The organism is Shinella zoogloeoides, from assembly GCF_033705735.1.
GTDB classification, from domain to species: domain Bacteria; phylum Pseudomonadota; class Alphaproteobacteria; order Rhizobiales; family Rhizobiaceae; genus Shinella; species Shinella zoogloeoides_A.
Genome location: NZ_CP131131.1, coordinates 836,722 through 854,462, shown reverse-complemented (window position 1 = coordinate 854,462; position 17,741 = coordinate 836,722). Strand labels below are relative to the sequence as shown.

18 protein-coding genes are annotated in these 17,741 nt (G+C 65.4%); 5 read left to right on the top strand and 13 right to left on the bottom strand.

Annotated elements, in window-relative coordinates:
• Positions 1-90 precede the first annotated feature (90 nt).
• A complete protein-coding gene (locus ShzoTeo12_RS21735) occupies positions 91-435 on the top strand; it encodes a hypothetical protein (protein WP_119255884.1) in 345 nt (114 codons plus the stop codon).
• Between the two features lie 64 nt (positions 436-499).
• Positions 500-1,246: a class I SAM-dependent methyltransferase gene (locus ShzoTeo12_RS21730; protein ID WP_318914241.1), complete on the top strand. Its 747-nt coding sequence runs from the start codon at positions 500-502 to the stop codon at positions 1,244-1,246.
• 63 nt (positions 1,247-1,309) lie between these two features.
• Here ShzoTeo12_RS21730 and ShzoTeo12_RS21725 read toward each other — a convergent pair whose 3' ends face one another.
• The 11 genes from ShzoTeo12_RS21725 to ubiT all read right to left on the bottom strand — a co-directional run bounded on the left by ShzoTeo12_RS21725 (position 1,310) and on the right by ubiT (position 12,313).
• Positions 1,310-2,776, bottom strand: coding sequence for an MDR family MFS transporter (locus ShzoTeo12_RS21725; RefSeq protein WP_318914239.1), 1,467 nt, complete (start codon positions 2,774-2,776; stop codon positions 1,310-1,312).
• Between the two features lie 230 nt (positions 2,777-3,006).
• A complete protein-coding gene (locus tag ShzoTeo12_RS21720) occupies positions 3,007-3,450 on the bottom strand; it encodes an SRPBCC family protein (RefSeq protein ID WP_318914237.1) in 444 nt (147 codons plus the stop codon).
• A gap of 252 nt (positions 3,451-3,702) precedes the next feature.
• Entirely contained in the window at positions 3,703-4,692 is a 990-nt protein-coding gene (locus ShzoTeo12_RS21715; RefSeq protein ID WP_318914236.1) for a beta-ketoacyl-ACP synthase III, read from the bottom strand.
• Positions 4,689-5,957 (bottom strand): adenosylmethionine--8-amino-7-oxononanoate transaminase, encoded by a 1,269-nt coding sequence (locus ShzoTeo12_RS21710; RefSeq protein ID WP_318914235.1) that lies wholly within the window; start codon positions 5,955-5,957, stop codon positions 4,689-4,691. The genes ShzoTeo12_RS21715 and ShzoTeo12_RS21710 overlap by 4 nt, the downstream gene beginning before the upstream one ends.
• On the bottom strand, positions 5,954-6,589 hold the full coding sequence (gene bioD, locus ShzoTeo12_RS21705; protein WP_318914233.1) for a dethiobiotin synthase: 636 nt from the start codon (positions 6,587-6,589) through the stop codon (positions 5,954-5,956). Before bioD ends, ShzoTeo12_RS21710 begins: the two co-directional genes overlap by 4 nt.
• The gene (locus tag ShzoTeo12_RS21700) at positions 6,589-7,722 is read right to left on the bottom strand and encodes an 8-amino-7-oxononanoate synthase (protein WP_318914231.1); all 1,134 of its coding nucleotides are present in this window, start codon (positions 7,720-7,722) and stop codon (positions 6,589-6,591) included. The genes bioD and ShzoTeo12_RS21700 overlap by 1 nt, the downstream gene beginning before the upstream one ends.
• Entirely contained in the window at positions 7,719-8,711 is a 993-nt protein-coding gene (gene bioB / locus ShzoTeo12_RS21695; protein ID WP_413251200.1) for a biotin synthase BioB, read from the bottom strand. The genes ShzoTeo12_RS21700 and bioB overlap by 4 nt, the downstream gene beginning before the upstream one ends.
• A gap of 207 nt (positions 8,712-8,918) precedes the next feature.
• On the bottom strand, positions 8,919-9,587 hold the full coding sequence (locus ShzoTeo12_RS21690; RefSeq protein ID WP_318914229.1) for a GntR family transcriptional regulator: 669 nt from the start codon (positions 9,585-9,587) through the stop codon (positions 8,919-8,921).
• A 305-nt stretch (positions 9,588-9,892) separates the two neighbouring features.
• Positions 9,893-10,828 (bottom strand): ubiquinone anaerobic biosynthesis protein UbiV, encoded by a 936-nt coding sequence (gene ubiV / locus ShzoTeo12_RS21685; protein WP_318914228.1) that lies wholly within the window; start codon positions 10,826-10,828, stop codon positions 9,893-9,895.
• A gap of 10 nt (positions 10,829-10,838) precedes the next feature.
• Positions 10,839-11,816 (bottom strand): ubiquinone anaerobic biosynthesis protein UbiU, encoded by a 978-nt coding sequence (gene ubiU / locus ShzoTeo12_RS21680; RefSeq protein ID WP_318914226.1) that lies wholly within the window; start codon positions 11,814-11,816, stop codon positions 10,839-10,841.
• Positions 11,807-12,313 carry a ubiquinone anaerobic biosynthesis accessory factor UbiT gene (ubiT, locus tag ShzoTeo12_RS21675; RefSeq protein WP_318914225.1) on the bottom strand — a complete coding sequence of 169 codons (507 nt, stop codon included), beginning with the start codon at positions 12,311-12,313 and terminating at the stop codon, positions 11,807-11,809. The genes ubiU and ubiT overlap by 10 nt, the downstream gene beginning before the upstream one ends.
• Before the next feature lie 109 nt (positions 12,314-12,422).
• Here ubiT and ShzoTeo12_RS21670 point away from each other — a divergent pair, with 109 nt between their 5' ends.
• Both ShzoTeo12_RS21670 and ShzoTeo12_RS21665 read left to right on the top strand, forming a co-directional pair.
• Complete coding sequence (locus tag ShzoTeo12_RS21670) at positions 12,423-13,934, top strand: UbiD family decarboxylase (protein ID WP_318914223.1); 1,512 nt, start codon at positions 12,423-12,425, stop codon at positions 13,932-13,934.
• On the top strand, positions 13,931-14,563 hold the full coding sequence (locus ShzoTeo12_RS21665; RefSeq protein WP_318914221.1) for a UbiX family flavin prenyltransferase: 633 nt from the start codon (positions 13,931-13,933) through the stop codon (positions 14,561-14,563). Before ShzoTeo12_RS21670 ends, ShzoTeo12_RS21665 begins: the two co-directional genes overlap by 4 nt.
• Before the next feature lie 105 nt (positions 14,564-14,668).
• Here ShzoTeo12_RS21665 and ShzoTeo12_RS21660 read toward each other — a convergent pair whose 3' ends face one another.
• Positions 14,669-15,244 (bottom strand): hypothetical protein, encoded by a 576-nt coding sequence (locus tag ShzoTeo12_RS21660; protein WP_318914219.1) that lies wholly within the window; start codon positions 15,242-15,244, stop codon positions 14,669-14,671.
• 402 nt (positions 15,245-15,646) lie between these two features.
• On the opposite strand from ShzoTeo12_RS21660, the gene speB reads away from it, so the two are divergent.
• Positions 15,647-16,621: an agmatinase gene (gene speB / locus ShzoTeo12_RS21655; protein WP_318914218.1), complete on the top strand. Its 975-nt coding sequence runs from the start codon at positions 15,647-15,649 to the stop codon at positions 16,619-16,621.
• Between the two features lie 37 nt (positions 16,622-16,658).
• On the opposite strand, the gene ShzoTeo12_RS21650 is transcribed toward speB, so the two are convergent.
• A complete protein-coding gene (locus ShzoTeo12_RS21650) occupies positions 16,659-17,738 on the bottom strand; it encodes a siderophore-interacting protein (protein ID WP_318914216.1) in 1,080 nt (359 codons plus the stop codon).
• Between the last annotated feature and the right edge of the window lie 3 nt (positions 17,739-17,741).

The following is a 17,741-nucleotide window of genomic DNA, read 5'->3' as shown; positions in this document are numbered from 1 at the left end:
CCTTTTGCGCGTGCTGCGCTATGGCGAAATCGAGGATCCGGTTCCGAATCGCCGGAAAGCGGCCGCAAGACGTCCAAGGAAATGGCACATATGAACTCCCGCGTTGCAATTCTGGCAGGCGTTGCGCTTGCCCTCACCGCATGCACCACCGTCAGTGTCCCGACCAATCCGCTGCAGGCGCGCTGGAACGGCAAGACCGCCGGCAGCTTCTTCGCGGCCTATGGCCCGCCGATCTCGGACACGGCCGGCACCGGCGGCACGACCCTCTACAAGTGGCGCGGCGGCTTTGCCAAGGGCAAGTCCTGCACGGTGGAACTCACCGTCAACGAGGCCTACCGGATCACCAGCATCCGCGCCGTCGGCGACCGCGTCGATCCGAAGGGCGGCCCGACCCACTGCGAAAAGGTCCTCGACGCCGCCGGCGACGGGAAGTAACCGCCGGCTGAGCCGACTATTCAGGAGCCGCGCGGAAACGCGCGGCTTTTTGTTTGGAGGAAGCATGGACGACGATCGCCTCTACCACGACCCTGCCCTTGCCGATTTCTACGACCTCGAAAACGGCTGGGAACGCTCGCCGGACCTTGCCTTCTGCACGGCGCTCGCGCGGGACGCCGGCAGCGTGCTCGATCTGGGCTGCGGCACGGGTGAGCTGGCCGTTGCGCTCTGCGAGGGACGGACGGTCGTCGGCGTGGATCCCGCCCCGGCCATGCTGGATATCGCACGGGCGAAGCCGGGCGCCGGCGGCGTCGATTTCGTGGAAGGCGACGCACGGTCCGTGCGGCTCGGCCGCCGCTTCGAACTCGTCATGCTCACGGGACATGCCTTTCAGGTCTTCCTGACGCGGGAGGATCGCCGGGCGGTGCTTGCCACCATCGCGGCACATCTTGCGCCCGGCGGGCACTTCGTCTTCGACAGCCGCAATCCCGCCTGCCGGGAATGGGAGGAATGGGGGCCGGACGAGTCGATGCGCTCCCTCGTCCATCCCCGCTTCGGCGAGGTCGCCGCCTGGAACGACGTCGCCTTCGACGCCGCCACCGGCGTCGTCACCTACGGGACCCATTATGAAATCCGCGCCACCGGCCGGCGCCTCTCGGCGGCCTCCCGCATCGCCTTTCCGGACAAGGCCGAACTGGAGGCGCTTCTGGCCGAAACCGGCCTGCGCGCCGAACGATGGCTCGGCGACTGGGAAGGCCATCCCTGGGAAAACGGCGCGAAGGAAATCATTCCCCTCGGCACCCTCGCCTGATCCGGGCACAGGGAGGTCGTTCGTCTCTATTGGAAGACTTCGGCCGCACCCATGCGCCCGGCGCTACGCCTCCTGCGGAGCCGGCCCGTGGAGCTGCGTTGACGGCACCGCCAGGCACGCAGGTATGATCAGGACCGCGATCAGCAGCATGGCGATGAATGTCGCATGCAGCGCGTGCTGGAGGGCGTGCCGGACCTCTTCGACGCCGCTGATTGCGGCGCCGGTGCCATTCAGCAGCGCCCGAATCTGTTCCGGCGTGATCGCCTGGCCATTGGCGACATGCGCGAGGCCGTAGGTCAGCACCGCGCCGAGCACGGCGGCGCCAAGCGTGCTGCCGAGATTGCGCGAGAACACGTTCGATGCGGTGGCGCTGCCGCGCTCGTTCGCGCCCACGCTTTCCTGCGTGAGGATCAGGGCGCTGATATTGAGCAGCCCCATCCCGAACCCCATGATCAGCGAACCGGCGCCAGCAAGTACAGCAGAACTCGTGGGCCGAAGCAGGATGAAAAGGAATGTGCCGAACGGGATCAGCAGGCTGCCCGTGACCATAAGGGGCCGCAGGCCGAAGCGTGTGAACTGGCGCGAGGCGATCGTCGCGCCGCAAGGCCAGCCGAGAAGCAGCATGGTCAGTGCGAAGCCCGCAACGAGAGGCGAGCGGTTGAGCACCGTCTGGACATACATCGGCAGGAAGGTCGTCAGCCCCATGATCGCCATGCTTGCGAAGAAGACGGTGAGATTGGCGAATGCGATCGGACGCTTCAGCCAGAGATCCGGCGCGATCATCGGCGCTTCCGCGCGCCGTTCCTGCCAGATGAAGGCGCCGAGAGCGGCCGCGAATATGGCGAGCGCCCCGATGGCCTGTCCCGAGATCGCACTTTCCATCTCGGTCAGGGCAATCATCAATGCCGAGATGGAAACAGCAAAGAGGCTCGCGCCCAGCACGTCGATCGATACAACACGGGTTCGCTTCTCCTCCCGCAGGAACAGGAAGAATGTCGACGCAGCGAAAAGTCCCACGGGCACATTGATCCAGAACACCCACGCCCAGGGAAGGTTATGGATGATGAGGCTACCGAGAAGGGGACCGACAACGGCCGACAGCGCCCATACGCTGGCGAGATAACCTTGAACCTTGCCACGCTGGTTGCCCGGAAACAGATCGGCGACCACAGTCATGGCGACGGGCTGAATGGCGCCGGCGCCGGCGCCCTGCAGCAGCCGGAAGGCGATCATCGACGGCATCGACCAGGCAAAGCCCGCAAGCACCGAGGCCAGCAGGAATATCGCGATACCGATGAGGATCATGGGCTTGCGGCCATAGATGTCCGCAAGCTTTCCGAACACCACGGTCGTCGCCGTCTGCGTCAGGAGAAATGCCGAGAAGACCCAGGAATAGAGATTGATCTGACCGAGTTGCGCGGCGATCTGCGGCATTGCCGTCGAAACGATCGTCGCCTCGATGGCGATCATCGCCATGCTGGCCATGATCGCAACGACGACGAGGCCGCGATGAGATGTTCTTTCCGTCATGGGGAACTTTCGGATGGAATGGCCGCTTGGGCGATGGCGGGATGTTATCCTATGCCAGCCTTACTAATCCGATGGATCATTCCGTCAAGCCGGTTCGGCACCGTTTCGCAAAAGCGTGAAGACACGGCACGACGGGTTCGCGGCCACTGTCAAAACGCCCGCCGCGGGCACGGCTTCGTCTCCGGCGTCGTCCAGGGCGCCGTCATGCTCTCCGGCCATTTACCCCGTGCCTACTGTTCGATCTCCGGCACGACGAGTTTCGCAAGCTTGTCCAGCGAATCCTGCCAGCCGAGATAGCAGGCTTCGGCGGGGATGATATCCGGCACACCCTGCTGCTCGATGTTCACTTCCGTGCCAACCGATACGGCCTTCAGGCTCACCGTCACCTTCATCTCACCCGGAAGGTTGGGATCGTCGAAACCATCAGTGTAGACGAGACGCTCCCCGGGGACGAGCTCCAGATAGGTGCCGCCGAAGGCGTGGCTTTCGCCCGTCGTGAAATTCCGGAACGACATCCTGTGACGGCCGCCGACCTTCGCATCCAGCTCGTGGACGGTGCAGAGAAACCCGTATGGCGGAAGCCAGCTTGCAACCGCGTCCGGTTCGAGGAACGCGCGATAGAGCTTCCCGGGCTTGGTGGCGATGACGCGGTGCAGGCGGATCGTGCTGGGCATGGTGTTCTCCTGTGGTTCGGTTTCATCGGTTCGTTCTGTCGTGGCGACGTGCTTGCCGCTGCCCGATGCAGTTAAGACGAACGAGGCAGTGAGAATCCGACATGACAGCGGATTAAGTTTCGCATCGGCTGTTTTCTTCACCGCGCGCGGTTTGCCGCAGATACCCTACGATCAAAGCTCCAGGCGGCATAGTTCGATGCCAGCCGCAAGATTCATTCCTCCTCAACGGCACCTGTTACGGGCAGCAAACGCCTACATGACGACAACCGCCGCTCCGCCGGCCAGCCCGGCACCCGCGGCGGTCAGGAGCAATATTTCCCCATCCGCGAATACTTTTTGGCGATGCACAATGGAAAGCGAGAGCGGGATGGTGGCGGCAGAGGAATTGCCGAAGTCGCCGATGGTCCGCACGGTCTTTTCCGGTGCGATGCCGAGATTGGCCGCCACCGCATCGAACATCCGCGCATTGGCCTGATGCGGAACGAAGCGGCTCACAGCCGCCGCGTCTATCCCCGCCTGCGCCAATGCGCGCTGCGAGGTGCCGGTCATCAGCGCGACGGCGCGGGTAAACACTTCCCGGCCGTCGTGCATCGTCATCAGGAACGCCTCGGCCGGGATATCCGGCGCGAAGGGACGATTGCCGCCGCCGGCGGGGATGTGGATGAGGTCGTATCCGCTTCCATCCGATACAAGTTCAGCCGAAACGACGCCCCGTTTCGGATCGTCGCACGGTGCGAGCACCACCGCGCCGGCGGCGTCGGCGAAGAGGACCGCGCTTGCCCGCTCGCACGTGTTGATGCGCCGGCTCAGAATATTGGCCGCGACCACGAGCACCTTGCGCCCCTGCGCGCGCACGAACCCGTCGGCCAGCGCCAGCGCATAGAGGAAGCCCGAACAGGCGCCCGCAAGATCGATGGCGCCGGCGCCGCGAAGACCCAGCCGGTGTGCGATGAGCGGTGCGGACGGCGGCAGCAGGTGATCGGGCGTGGACGTCGCAAGCAGGACCAGCGCGATATCCTCCGGCGCGGCCCCCGCGTCGTCCAGCGCCATACGCGCGGCCGCCTCCGCAAGCCCGCTCAGCGTCTCGCCGTCCCCCGCCCAATGGCGCGTGCGAATGCCCGTCCGGCGCTCTATCCAGCCCGCTTCGAGGCCGAGCCGGCTTTCGATCTCCGCATTGCCGACGCAACGGGCCGGCACCGCATGCCCGAACCCGATCATGCGCGAAGATAGGCCGGGCCTCATCGCGGCTTTCCGAGAACGAGGGAGGCCACCTCGTCGATGGCGTCGTAGGCGCGGTCGATCTCGCCTTCGGTCACGCAATAGGGCGGCATGAGATAGATCACGTTGCCGAGCGGACGGACAAGCAGCCCGCGCTCGCGAAACAGCCTGCGCATCCTCGGCCCGGCATCGGCGAGATAACCGCCTTCCGGTACGGCAAGGTCGAGGGCCGCGATCGTCCCGATCTGCCGGACGCCGGTAAAACGCCCGTCCCCTTCGAACCGCGCGAGGTGCCGCCGGTGCAGTCCCGCCAGCCGGGAGATTCGCTCTTCCACGGCCTCGCTGCGCCAGATCTCCAGATTGGCAATCGCAGCCGCGCAGGCGATGGGATTTGCGGTGTAGGAGCTGGAGTGGAAGAACGTCTTGCGCCGGTCGGCCGAAAAATGCGCCTCGAAGACCGCTTCGTTGCAAAGCGTCGCCGCGAGCGGCAGCGCCCCGCCCGTCAAGCCCTTGGACGTGCAGAGGATATCCGGGCGGATGCCGGCTTGCTCACAGGCGAACAGCGTTCCCGTCCGCCCCCAGCCCGTCATCACCTCGTCGGCGATGAACAGGCACCCGTAGCGCCGCGCGATCTCCGCCAGCCCGGCAAGCACCTCGGCGGCGTAGATTTTCATGCCGCCCGCCCCGAGCACCAGCGGCTCGATCAGCAAGGCCGCCACGCGGCCGGTGCGGCAGACCGCCTCGAACATGTCGAGCGTCCGCTGCTGCCGGCCCGCTTGGGGAAAAGGCAGCCGGTCGACCTCGAAAAGCAGCGGCGCATAGGCGGCGTTGAAGACGCCACGTTCACCGGCCGCCATGGTGCCGATCGTATCGCCGTGATAGCCATGCTCCATCACGACGATGCGGTCACGCGCCTGCCCGGTATTGTGGAAAGAGCCGAGCGCCATCTTCAGCGCCACCTCGACCGAGGTCGAGCCGCTGTCGGAATAGAACACATGCCGCAGGCCGGGAGGCGCGATCTCGATCAGTTCGGCCGCCAGCCGCTCGGCAGGCATGTGCGAGAACTCGGCGAAGATGACCTGGTCGAGGGATTGCGCCGCCTCGCGGATCGCCTCGACGATCCGGGGATGCCGATGACCGTGGGTAACGACCCACCAGGACGAGATGAGATCGAGGATCCGGTTGCCGTCTTCATCGATCAGATAGGCGCCTTCGGTCGAGACGATGCGCGTCATCGGCGGCTCGAGCGCATGCTGGGTGAAGGGATGCCAGACGGGCGAGCGGTTCATGCGGGTTCTCCCTGGAAAACCATCGGATCGAAATTGTCCAGAAAGGCCCGGCGGAGCGCTTCGGCCGTGACGCGCACAAGCACCGGAAGCCGGCCAAGCGACCGGACGCCGCCGAACTCGGCGATGATGCGCTGCGTCTCGGGATTTTCCTCGCCGATGAAGGCCACGCCGAAGACCGGAATGCCGCGGCTCTGCATCGCTTCGAGCGAGAGAAGCGTGTGGTTGATCGTGCCGAGGGACGTGCGGGCGCACAGGATGACGGGAAGCTGCCAGCGCGAAAAGATATCGGCGAAGAGCAGATGTTCGGAAAGCGGCACCAGCAAGCCGCCCGCGCCTTCGATCACCAGCGGACCGTCCGTTTGCGGCGGCACGAGCCGCGACGGCGCGATCGACACGCCGTCCAGCCGGGCCGAGAGGTGCGGCGAGGCAGGCGCCGAAAGACGATAGGCCTCCGGCAGGATCCGTTCGCGCGGCACGCCGAGCCGGGCAACCGTTTCGCTGTCCGTCTCGCCGTCGAGGCCGGATTGCACCGGCTTCCAGTAGCACCCGTTCAGGGCGACGGCCAGCGCCGCGGAAAAGACGGTCTTGCCGATGCCGGTATCGGTGCCGGATATAACGAAGCGCGCAGCCATCACGTTTCCCTCGCCATGACGGCCGCGAGCCGTTCGAACATGTCCGATATCTGTCCCTCATCGACATTCAGCGTGATGGAGATCCGAAGCCGCGCCGTCCCCTCCGGCACCGTCGGCGGCCGGATCGCCCGGATGTCGAAGCCGTCCTCGCGCATGTGTTCAGCGATCCTCAGCGCGCGGGCATTGTCCCCGATCCTGACGGGGAGGATCTGCGAGCCGCTGGCATCCATGCCGAGCCAGGAGCGCAGGCACTCGCCGGCAAGCTCCGTCAGGCTCGCCAGCCGGGCACGACGCTCCGGCTCGTCGGCCAGCATCCGCAACGCCTCGCGCACGCCGGCGGCGACAAGGGGAGAGGGCGCGGTCGAATAGATGAAGTTGCGCGCCCGGTTGACCAGATAGTCGGCAAGCACGGTCGGCAATCCGAGCAACGCACCGGAGAGCCCCAGCGCTTTGCCGCAGGTATGCAGCGTCAGGACATTGGCGCGGCCGGCGGCAAGGCCGCGTCCGCCAGGACCGAGGACGCCTGTCGCATGCGCCTCATCGACGACGAGGAACCCCTCGTGCCGCTCGGCGATTTCTGCAAGCGCTCCCAGCGCCGCCCGGTCCCCGTCCATGGAATAGAGACTTTCGACAGCGATCCACGGCTGCCCCCTTCCGCCGGCCCTTCGCCAGTCCGAAATCGCCCGGTCGAAAGCCTCGACATCGTTGTGCCGCACGGCGACCGCCCCGGCCCTGCCTGCCGCGATGCCTTCATGCACGCTCGCATGGATCAGTGCATCATGGACGATCAGGTCTCCGCGCTGCGGCAGGGTAGAGAAAAGCGCGGTGTTCGCGGCATAGCCGCTGCCGAAATAGAGCGCTTTGCCGGCTCCGAAAAAGGACGCGGCCTCCCTTTCGAGCGCCTCGTGCTCGGGATGATTGCCGCGCAGCAGCCGCGAGCCGCCCGCCCCCACCGGTACGCCCCTTTCCATCGCGGCCGATATCGCCGCCTTCAGGCGCGGCGCATCGGCAAGGCCGAGATAGTCGTTGGAGGCGAAGTCCACGCCTTGCCGAGGCAGCAGCGCGCGCAGACGGCCCTTGCGCCGCAGGCCGGCGAGCGTGGCTTCGTGGCGGGCGAAGGCCGGCGCGCTCAAAGGGCGAGCTCCCGCTCCATCGGCTTCAGGCCGAGCCGGCGGAAGAGCGCCGCGTCATGATCCTCGCCGGGATTTTCCGCCGTCAGCAGCGTCTCGCCCACGAAGATGGAATTGGCCCCTGCCAGGAAACAGAGGGCCTGCGTCTCGTCACTCATATCGGTGCGGCCGGCGGACAGGCGCACATGGGAAGCCGGCATCAGGATCCGCGCCAGCGCGACGATGCGCACGAATTCGATGGGATCGACGGGAGCGGTATTCGCCAGCTTCGTTCCGGGAATCGGGATCAGCATGTTGATCGGCACGCTCTCCGGCGGGGCCGGCAGATTGGCCAGCGTCACCAGCATGGCGATACGGTCACTTGCCGTCTCGCCCATACCAAGGATGCCGCCCGCGCAGACCTTGATCCCGGCCTCGCGGACATTCGACAGCGTCTCCAGCCTGTCCGCGAAGCTGCGGGTGGTGATGATCTCGGAATAGTAGCGTTCGGACGTATCGATATTGTGGTTGTAATAGTCGAGGCCGGCTTCGGCGAGCCTTGCCGATTGCGCGGGCGTCAGCATGCCGAGCGTCATGCAGGTTTCCATGCCGAGCGCCCTCACCCCCTCGACCATGCGCACGATCGTCTCCATGTCGCGGTCCTTCGGGCTGCGCCAGGCCGCCCCCATGCAATAGCGGGTCGCGCCGCCATCACGGGCCTTTTGCGCCTCGGCCAGCACGCGTTCGACCTCCATCAGCTTCGAAGCCTTGAGCCCGGTCGGAGAATGGGCCGACTGGCTGCAATAGCCGCAATCCTCGGCGCAGCCGCCGGTCTTGATGGACAGAAGACGGCTCATCTGGATCGCATTGGGATCGAAGTGCTCGCGGTGAACCTGCTGGGCACGAAAGAGAAGATCATTGAACGGAAGATTATAGATAAATTCCGCTTCCTCGACGGTGCAGCACGCATCGGGAGACGGATGCGCTCCTGCAAATTCCTTCGGATGTTCGATTTCCCGCATCATCGAGAGCCCTTCTCGCCTCCAAATAGATAGAATCATGATTTTATCTATAATCAGAAACGGGCAAGCGATGGCAACCCCTTTTTAGACAGGGATCGAAAACCCGGAACAGCGAGGAGAACGGCATGCTTCATCGTCCCGCCGGGCGTCAGCCCGCGGAAGTCTCAGCCGGCACCAGGCCGGAAAGCGGCGATTGAATCAGCCTTCGAGCGCGAATGCGGCGCCCGTCTTGCCGGAGGCATAACGAACCGGTTTTTCGCCGATTCTTTTCACATGCCGTTCGAGCGCGATGACGGCCTGATCGACCTTGCCCTGCCGGAGGTGATCGAGGATGGCGCGGTGGTCCGTATCGACGCGCGGCGTCCAGCCGGCGCGGCTCGTTGCAAACAGGAAACGCGAGCCCGCCGCATGCAGGTTGTCGATCTCGGCCAGCAGCCGCGGCATGTTGCAGGGGGAAAGCAGCAGCTTGTGGAAGGCGCGGTTGGCCTCGTCCCATTCCTCGATGCCCGTGGCGGCATCGCAGGCCTGCGCGACCGCTTCCGCCCGATCCAGCAGGAACGGCGTGAGATGCGGCGCCGCCATGCGCAGGGCCAGCCCTTCCAGCACGGAGCGCATCAGGGCGACCTCCTGCACCTCGGCAAGCGAGAACGATGCGACCCGAACGCCCCGGCGCGCCTCGCTCACGGCCAGTCCCTGCGCCTCGAGCCGCCGGAACGCCTCCCGCACCGGCACATGGCTGGTGCCGAATTCCTCGGCGATATGGTCCTGCCTGAGCTTGCTTCCCGGCTCCAGTGCGCCGGTGATGATACGTTCTGCGAGAACGCGGCTGATGCGGTTGGCGATGGTGTCTTCGGCGCTTACGGTCATTTTTTATAGATAATTTACGATTCCGGCGCTGTCGAGCACAGGCCGGGCGCCGCCCACCGAGGTTCGACAAGAGGTTGCGCCCTGTCTATTACCCGGACCGCCCTTCAAGGGGAAGCACCGATGCGGTCAACGGCGTTGAGACCGGCAAGCAACGGACGGAACGAGCCTAGCTCAATCCCTCACGAACTTGCGCGGCGGCATTCTCGATAGCCTGCCCAGGAAGGAAATCCGCGCCGCCGTCGATTTTCCTGGATCACATGCCCCCGGTAGGCGGGCGCCACCCGCCGCTTTTCAACCGCGCTCCGTCACGCATGTCCGAGCGATGCCGCGCGCCCTCGCGCAACCCAGGCCGCTCCTTCCCGCGCGTGCAGGAAGCCATTCGAAAAGGGAATGCCGGGATAGACCTGCTGCAGGTGAGCAATTGCTTCCTCGCCCGCCATCTCGCCATCAAGCATGGCGCGGAACACTTCCGCCACCCGCACCATGTCGCAATCCTGCGGCGAGAGCCTGATGCGCGACAGGCCGGCCTCCACCAGCGGCGCCAGATCGTCGCCCAGCATCGCGCAACTGTTCGAAAGGGTCTGCACACCGTTCAGCACCAGGAAGGACTGCCGGTCGAGGGTGCGCAGCGGAAGGCCATCCGGCTCCTCGCCGCAGATGAACTGGCAATTGTCCTTCGTCAGCCCCTTGGAGCGGGCATGGGCGCAGCGCGCGGAAATCGCAAGCGGCATGCGGCCGAAGGCGAATATCTCGAAGGAGAAGCCTGGCATGTCCTCCAGAATCCGCAGGATGGAACCTGCCGGCAGTTCCGGCGGCAGGCAGATGTTCTCGGCCCCGCGCGCGGCGAGCACTCGCGCTGTTGCCGCGTTGTAGACGTTGACCAGCGGCCCGATCGAATGCGGCCGTCCCTTGAGGAGGCCGATCGCCGAAAGGTCGTTCGCCTCTACCGAATGGACGCTGTCGCGGATCAGATCGCGCACGTGCCGGCTCTCCCGCTCCAGCGTCACCATGGCGAGAGTCGAGAGCGTCACCCTTTTTCCGGCAGCCTCCAGCCGTTCGACCACCTCGGCGACATGCGGCTCGCTGAAATGCTGGCGCTTGGAACAGACCGTCTCGCCCAGCGTCACATGCTCCACCGGCGCCTCGTCGGCGATGCGGAAATAGAAATCCCGCCACTTCGGCCCGTCCCAGAGGAAATAGACCGGCCCGAGGCTCAGCGCCGGCTTGGCTGTCGTCGTCATGTGCCTTCTCCTATCGCCAGCGCTTGTCATAGGCACCCGTGGTCGTCCGCTGACCCTCGCTCATCATTCGCAGTCGGGCGACGAGCGCGGCCCGCTCTGCCGGCTCGGCCTGGAGCGCATGCTTCATGGAGGAGACGACCTCCGCCACATAGGCCTTGCCACGCTGGCGGCCCTCGATCTTGAGCGCGGTAACGCCCGCCCTCCGCAGCGCGTCGATTTCATCGATCACGTCGAGCGAGACCGGGTCCTCGAAGGCGTAGCCCTCGACGTCGCCGATCTCGAAACGGCCCTTGCAGAGCGTCGGATAGCCGGAGGCTTCGCCGGGACCGAAACGATTGATCGTATAGTCGCCGAGTTCCGAGACGAGGTCCGCGCCGTCCTGCCGGTAGCGCACGTGGCTTGCCGGCGAGCAAACCCCGTTCATGTTCGGCGATTTGCCGGTGGCATAGGAGGAAAGCGAACAGCGCCCTTCCGCCATAACGCAAAGCCCGCCGAAGGCGAAGACCTCCACCTCGCAGTCAATTCCGCGTGTCAGCCGGGCGATGTCCTGCACGGTGAGCACGCGCGGCAGCACCACGCGCTTCGCGCCGAAAGCCTCGACGAGGAAGCGGATGGCATCCGGATTGGAGGCGGAGGCTTGCACGGAGACGTGCAGCCGCTGCTCGGGATATTTCTCCGCCACATAGGCCATCAGGCCGAAATCGGCGAGGATCAGCGCATCCGCACCCGCCGCCACCGCATCGTCTGCCGCCCGATACCAAAGCGCCTCATCGCCGGCGCGCATGAAGGTATTGAGCGCCACGAAGGTCGAGACACGCCTCGAACGCGCGAGCGCGATCGACTGGCGCATCTCCACACGGCTGAAATTGAGACCGGGGAAATTGCGGGCATTGGTCTCGTCGCGGAAGCCGCAATAGACGGCATCGGCCCCCGCCTCCACCGCCTCGCGAAAGGCGGCGGGCGTGCCGGCCGGGCAGATCAGTTCCATGTCGCATCCTTTCCTTCGAGCGCCCGGCTGCGGATAAAGCGCGCCGCGCCGATGACCAGCGGCGAGAGCGGCCCCGCCAGTGCGCCGAGTTCGTCGGGCAGATCGATGGCGCTGTCATCGAGCGCGTTGCGTAGCGCCAGCATCGCCTCCATGTCGCCGGTGACGGCAAGATCGCGCGAAAAGAACAGGGCGTCCGCATCGCAGCGCCCTTCGAGCAGGCCAAGCAGCAGCACCAGCGGCCCTTCGATACGCGCATCGGCAAGGGGCGGCGCACCGCGCGAGACCGCCAGCGTGCGCGTCGTCGGCACGACGATGAAATGCAATGGCAGGTCGGTCGGGGAAAAGCCGTAGCGGGTCCCGCAATAGTCGCCGAGCCGCTCGAAGAGATCGGGATGCGTCTTCAGCACGCTCAAAAAGAGCCCGCGCGCCACCCGCTCCACCAGCCAGACCGGCATAAGATCGACCTGTCTTGCGAGAAGCGGCGGTAGCGACGTCATGAAAGCGGCCCTTGCGAAAAAACGAACGGCCGGAACCTAGGAAGCCTTGCCCGGCGCGAATTTGCGCCAGCACAAAGACCGGAACGTTTTTTCCCGGCAATCGCATCCCATGAAAGCCGATGCCCCCATTCCTCGCCGCTTCGATGGCCTTCAGGATTTCGTCGCCCTGCTCGAGCGGCGCGCGCAGTTGGTGCGCATCCGCGAGCCGGTCTCGCTGATCCACGAGATCACGGAGATCCACCGCCGCGTATTGGCCGAGGAAGGACCTGCGCTGCTCTTCGAGCAGCCGGTCGATGCCGCGGGCAATATCCAGCCCATCCCCCTCCTTGCCAATCTCTTCGGTACGCGCGAGCGCATCGAATGGGGCTTCGGGCTGGAGACGGGCGGCCTGCCGCGCCTTGCGGCCTTCCTCGCGGATCTGCGCGATCCGAGGCCACCCCGCTCGCTGCGCGATGCCTGGGAAAAGCTGCCGCACCTGAAGGCGGCCCTTTCGATGAACCCGCGCAAGACGCGGCATCCGCCCTGCCAGGAGATCGTCTGGCGGAACGGCGATGTCGATCTCGGACGGTTGCCGATCCAGACCTGCTGGCCGGGCGAGCCCGCGCCGCTCATCACCTGGCCGCTCGTCATCACCTGCGCGCCGGACGATCCGGCGGACGTGAATGTCGGCATCTACCGCATGCAGAAACTCGGACGGAACCGGCTGGTCATGCGCTGGCTGGCGCATCGCGGCGGGGCGCGGCATCACCGGCTTTGGAAGGAACGCGGCCGCGACATGCCGGTGGCGGTGGCGATCGGCGCGGACCCGGCCACCATTCTCTCGGCCGTCATGCCTCTGCCGGACGGCATGAGCGAACTCTCCTTCGCCGGCGTGCTCGGCGGCCGCAGGCAGGAGACGGCGGGCGGCGTGACCGTTCCGCTGCCCGTGCCGGCCAGTGCGGAGATCGTGCTCGAAGGCACCGTCTCGGCCACCGAGGCGGCCGACGAAGGCCCCTATGGCGACCATACGGGCTACTACAATGCCGTCGAGCCCTTTCCGGTAATGACGCTCTCGGCGATCACGATGCGCCGCAACCCGCTCTACCTTTCCACCTATACCGGCCGGCCGCCGGACGAACCTTCCCGGCTCGGCGAGGCGATGAACGCGCTCTTCGTACCGCTGGTAAAGCGTCAGTTCCCGGAAATCCGCGACCTGTGGCTGCCACCCGAAGCCTGCTCCTATCGCGCCATGGTGGTCTCCATCGACAAGCGCTATCCCGGCCAGGCGCGGCGGGTGATGATGGGCCTCTGGTCCATGCTGCCGCAGTTCAGCTACACCAAGCTGATCGTCGCCGTGGACGACGATATCGACGTGAGATCCTGGCCGGACGTGATCTGGGCGCTGTCCACCCGCTTCGACGCCGGCCGCGACCTGATGGTCGTGGAGAATACACCCATCGACTATCTCGACTTCGCCTCGCCGCAAAGCGGCCTCGGCAGCAAGCTCGGACTGGACGCCACGACCAAGATCGGCGCGGAGACCGACCGCGAATGGGGCCGGGTGCTCGCCATGGCTCCGGACGTCACCGCACGGATCGACGGCCTCTGGGCCTCCCTCGGTCTCGATGGTGCGAGCGCATGAGAAACGAGCGCGTCGTGGTCGGCATTTCCGGCGCTTCGGGCGCAGCGCTCGGCGTGCGGATCGTCGAGCGGCTTTCAGCCCTGCCACATGTCGAGATCCATCTCGTCGTCTCCGACGCGGCGCGGCGCACGCTCGATCTGGAATGCGGACCGGATGCGATGGAAAGCCTCCTGCCCCTCGTCCGCTGCCATCACCCGAATGGCGATATCGGCGCATCGATCGCCAGCGGCTCCTTTCCGGTCAGCGGCATGGTGATCGCGCCCTGCTCCATGCAGACGCTTTCGGCTGTCGCCACCGGCCGCACCGACACCCTGCTTGCGCGCGCGGCCGACGTGCAATTGAAGGAACGTCGCCGCCTGATCCTGCTCGCGCGCGAGACGCCGCTTCATCTCGGCCACCTGCGTAACATGTGCGCCGTCACCGAGATGGGCGCGATCGTCATGCCACCCGTTCCGGCCTTCTACCACCTGCCGCAATCCCTCGCGGAGGTCGTCGACCATCTCGCGGCGCGCGCCATCGATCTCCTCGCGCTCGCCGCCGGACCGCTCGCAAAGAGCTGGGAGGGAACATCGCCGCCGGTTTTCAGGAGCGGAGAGGCGAAAGACACGATGCCGCCACACGGGGAATGACGCCGCTCCAGTGGCCGGAGAAACCGTCGACGCGGGCGAGCATTTGATCGGACGCAGCCGCCTAGGTGGTCGGCAGGGACATCCGCGGCCTGGGATATCGAAAGGCTAATTCTTCGGTTCCGGCAGGGATGCTTCCAGCAACGCCCGTGTCTGCCCAGCCCGCAACTGCTTCAGGCGGCCGAGAAACACTTTTGTATTGTCATTTCCGTAAGCCCGGTGGCTCACGGCGAACAGCAGGACGCCGGACTTTGTCGGCACATAGCGATACAGGTTCCATTCGACAATATACTCCCCCTTCGGATCCCTGGTGCTGACCAGGAAGTCGAGCGCCACTTCGCCGAGAGCATTTTTTTGCAGAATTTCGAAATGGGCGAGAGGGTCGGTATTCTTCCGCTCTCGCAGCATCTCGATCTGGCTTTTGACGACATCGATGACCTTGGCGTCACCTGTCACACGTTCAACCAGAAGCATCTGGTGGTATTGTTCGACGGATTGGCCCGCCGGGACATATTCCTGTTTGCTGTAATTTTCCGATGGCCGGGAACTCCATGCCAGCTCGTATGACGTCCCGTCGAGATCGATCGGCCCCGGTATGCCGAGGAAGTCGACGACCTGGGCCCCGGCAGGGACCGCCATAAGAATCAGAACGAGGAAGACCGACACGAACCTTGCTGCTGTCATTGCCTCGTCCTCTGCTACCATTATCCGCGAGCCGTCACTCGGATCGAGGGTAACAGCAGTATGTCATTCCGGAAACACCAGCCCGCCATAGAAGCCTACATCCCGCTACATTGCTGGCGCCTGCAACTCCGGACACCGGCTCCATATGAGTTCATCTGCAAGCAAGAGGCATTGCAGCCGCATCTTCCTGCAGCCGCGCGAGGAAATCGCGCGCAAATACGGTTTCGTCTACGATCCGTCACGGGCTGACACCGAGCGGCTCAGACGGCCACCGTTGCGGAATCAGGCGGGCCCATTTCGGTGATTGACTGGTACGGTCTCAAAGGTAGCCTGATATCGATTCCCCATGACGGGCAGGTCCCGTCGTGCGGGTTTTTTCTTGATCTCGGGGAGGAAGCCTGAATGAGCGAGACGTTCCATCAACCTGTAGATGCCGCAAAGGTACCCCGGTTTGCCGGTCACGCGACATTCATGCGGCTGCCTGCAGTTCCCTCTCCGAAGGGCCTCGACATTGCTCTGGCCGGCATTCCCTGGGATGGTGGAACGACCAACCGGGCCGGCGCGCGCCATGGCCCTCGGGAGGTCCGCAACCAATCCAGCCTGATGCGCAGCACCCACCACGTCTTCAAGACGGAGCCATTTCGCGTCGCCAACATCGCCGATATCGGTGACCTTGCGGTCAACCCGATCGATCTGCTGGACGCCCTCCGGCTGATCGAGGAAGGCGTTGCCGAAATCGTCAGCGCCGGGGCGCTTCCCCTGTGCGTCGGCGGCGATCATTTGACCACCCTGCCTATCCTGCGCGCAGTCGCAAGGCAGAAGCAGGTCGGGCTCATCCAGTTCGACGCTCATTCCGATACGAACGACACCTATTTCGGAAACAATCCCTACACGCATGGCACCCCTTTCCGACGTGCGATCGAGGAGGGACTTCTCGATCCGCGCCGCATCGTCCAGATCGGAATTCGCGGTTCGGTTTATGCCCCGGACGAGCATGACTGGGCCATCGCCCAGGGAATTCGCATTATCTATATGGAGGAATTCGTGGGCCGCGGCGTCGAGGACGTCATGGCCGAAGCGCGCGAGATAGTCGGCCAGAACCCGACCTATGTGACATTCGACATCGACGCGATCGATCCGTCGATGGCTCCCGGGACCGGCACACCGGAAATCGGTGGCTTCACGACGCGGGAAGCGCAGCAGATGGTCCGGCTGCTCGACGGCCTCAACCTCGTCGGCGCCGATGTCGTGGAGGTTTCACCGCCGTTCGACCTTGCCGGCATGACCTCCATCGCCGGCGCGACCATCATGTTCGAGTTGATGTGTATTCTGGCGAGGCAGATTGAAAAGGCACGGAAAGCAACTTCCAAGCCTTGATCGACCGGCATCCTTGCAGCAGCGAGCAGCGCACAGCCTAGGCGCCCTCGACCGTTCCGCGGCGCCAGTAGGAGACGACGAGGTGCTCGTCGCCGGTGAGCGCCTTTTCCTGGCGGGCGAAGGCACGGATCGCGCGGAAAGCTTCGAATTCGCAGCCGGCCCAGAGATAGACCTTTTCGCCTTCCGCCGGAAAGGCGGTGGCGCGAACCGCGTCGATGAGCAGGGTCGTGGTGCCGGCTGCCTTGCCATCGCGCATCAGCCACGCGACCGCGATGCCGGGCGGGGCGGCAAGCGGCTGCACCTCGGCCGCGTCGGCGACCTCCAGGAATGCATGGCCGCGTGCTTCCGCCGGCAGGGCTTCCAGCATGCGGGCGATGGCCGGCAGGGCCGTCTCGTCCCCGGCGAAGAGATACCAGTCCGCCGCAGCGAGGCCGCCGCCACCGGGGCCGACCACGCCGACCAAATCGCCGACCGCCGCCCGCGCGGCGAAATCCGAGCCCGGCCCGGCGTCCTCGTGCAACACGAAATCGATATCGAGCGTTCCGGCGGCAAGGTCGAGCGAGCGGACCGTGTACTTGCGCATCAGCGGGCGCAGGTCCGGCTCCTCCCATTCGATCATCCCGTTGGCGCCGACCCGCGGCCATTGCGGCCTTGCCGCCTCCGGGCGCTGGACCATGAGGTTGAGGTGCAGTGCATCGAGGCCGGCGAAACGCGCGACGTTCTCGCCGGCCAGCGTCAGCCGGCGCATATGCGGGGTGAGCGTGCGACAGCCTATGACCTCAAGGATCTGGAAGTTCGGCGGGCGGGCGATCTCGCCGCCGTCGCCCGTCCAGGCGATGACCGGCGGATCGTCGCCGGCAAATTCCAGGATATGCGAGGCGACGGACATGCGGGCAAGATAGAGCCCTTCGAGATCGGGCGCGGCGACATCGACCAGCGTCGCGTCGCCGTCGCGCGAGAAGCGGGCGCGAATGGCGCCGAGCCGCAGCTCTGGGCCCTCCGGGCCCTCGCTCACCACCGCATTGTGCTCAACCATGTGCGCGCAGAAGTCCGCGATGACGGGGCCGGGATTGCTGAGCGCGATCCGGGCCTGTGCGGTATATTGCCTGGCTTGCATGTT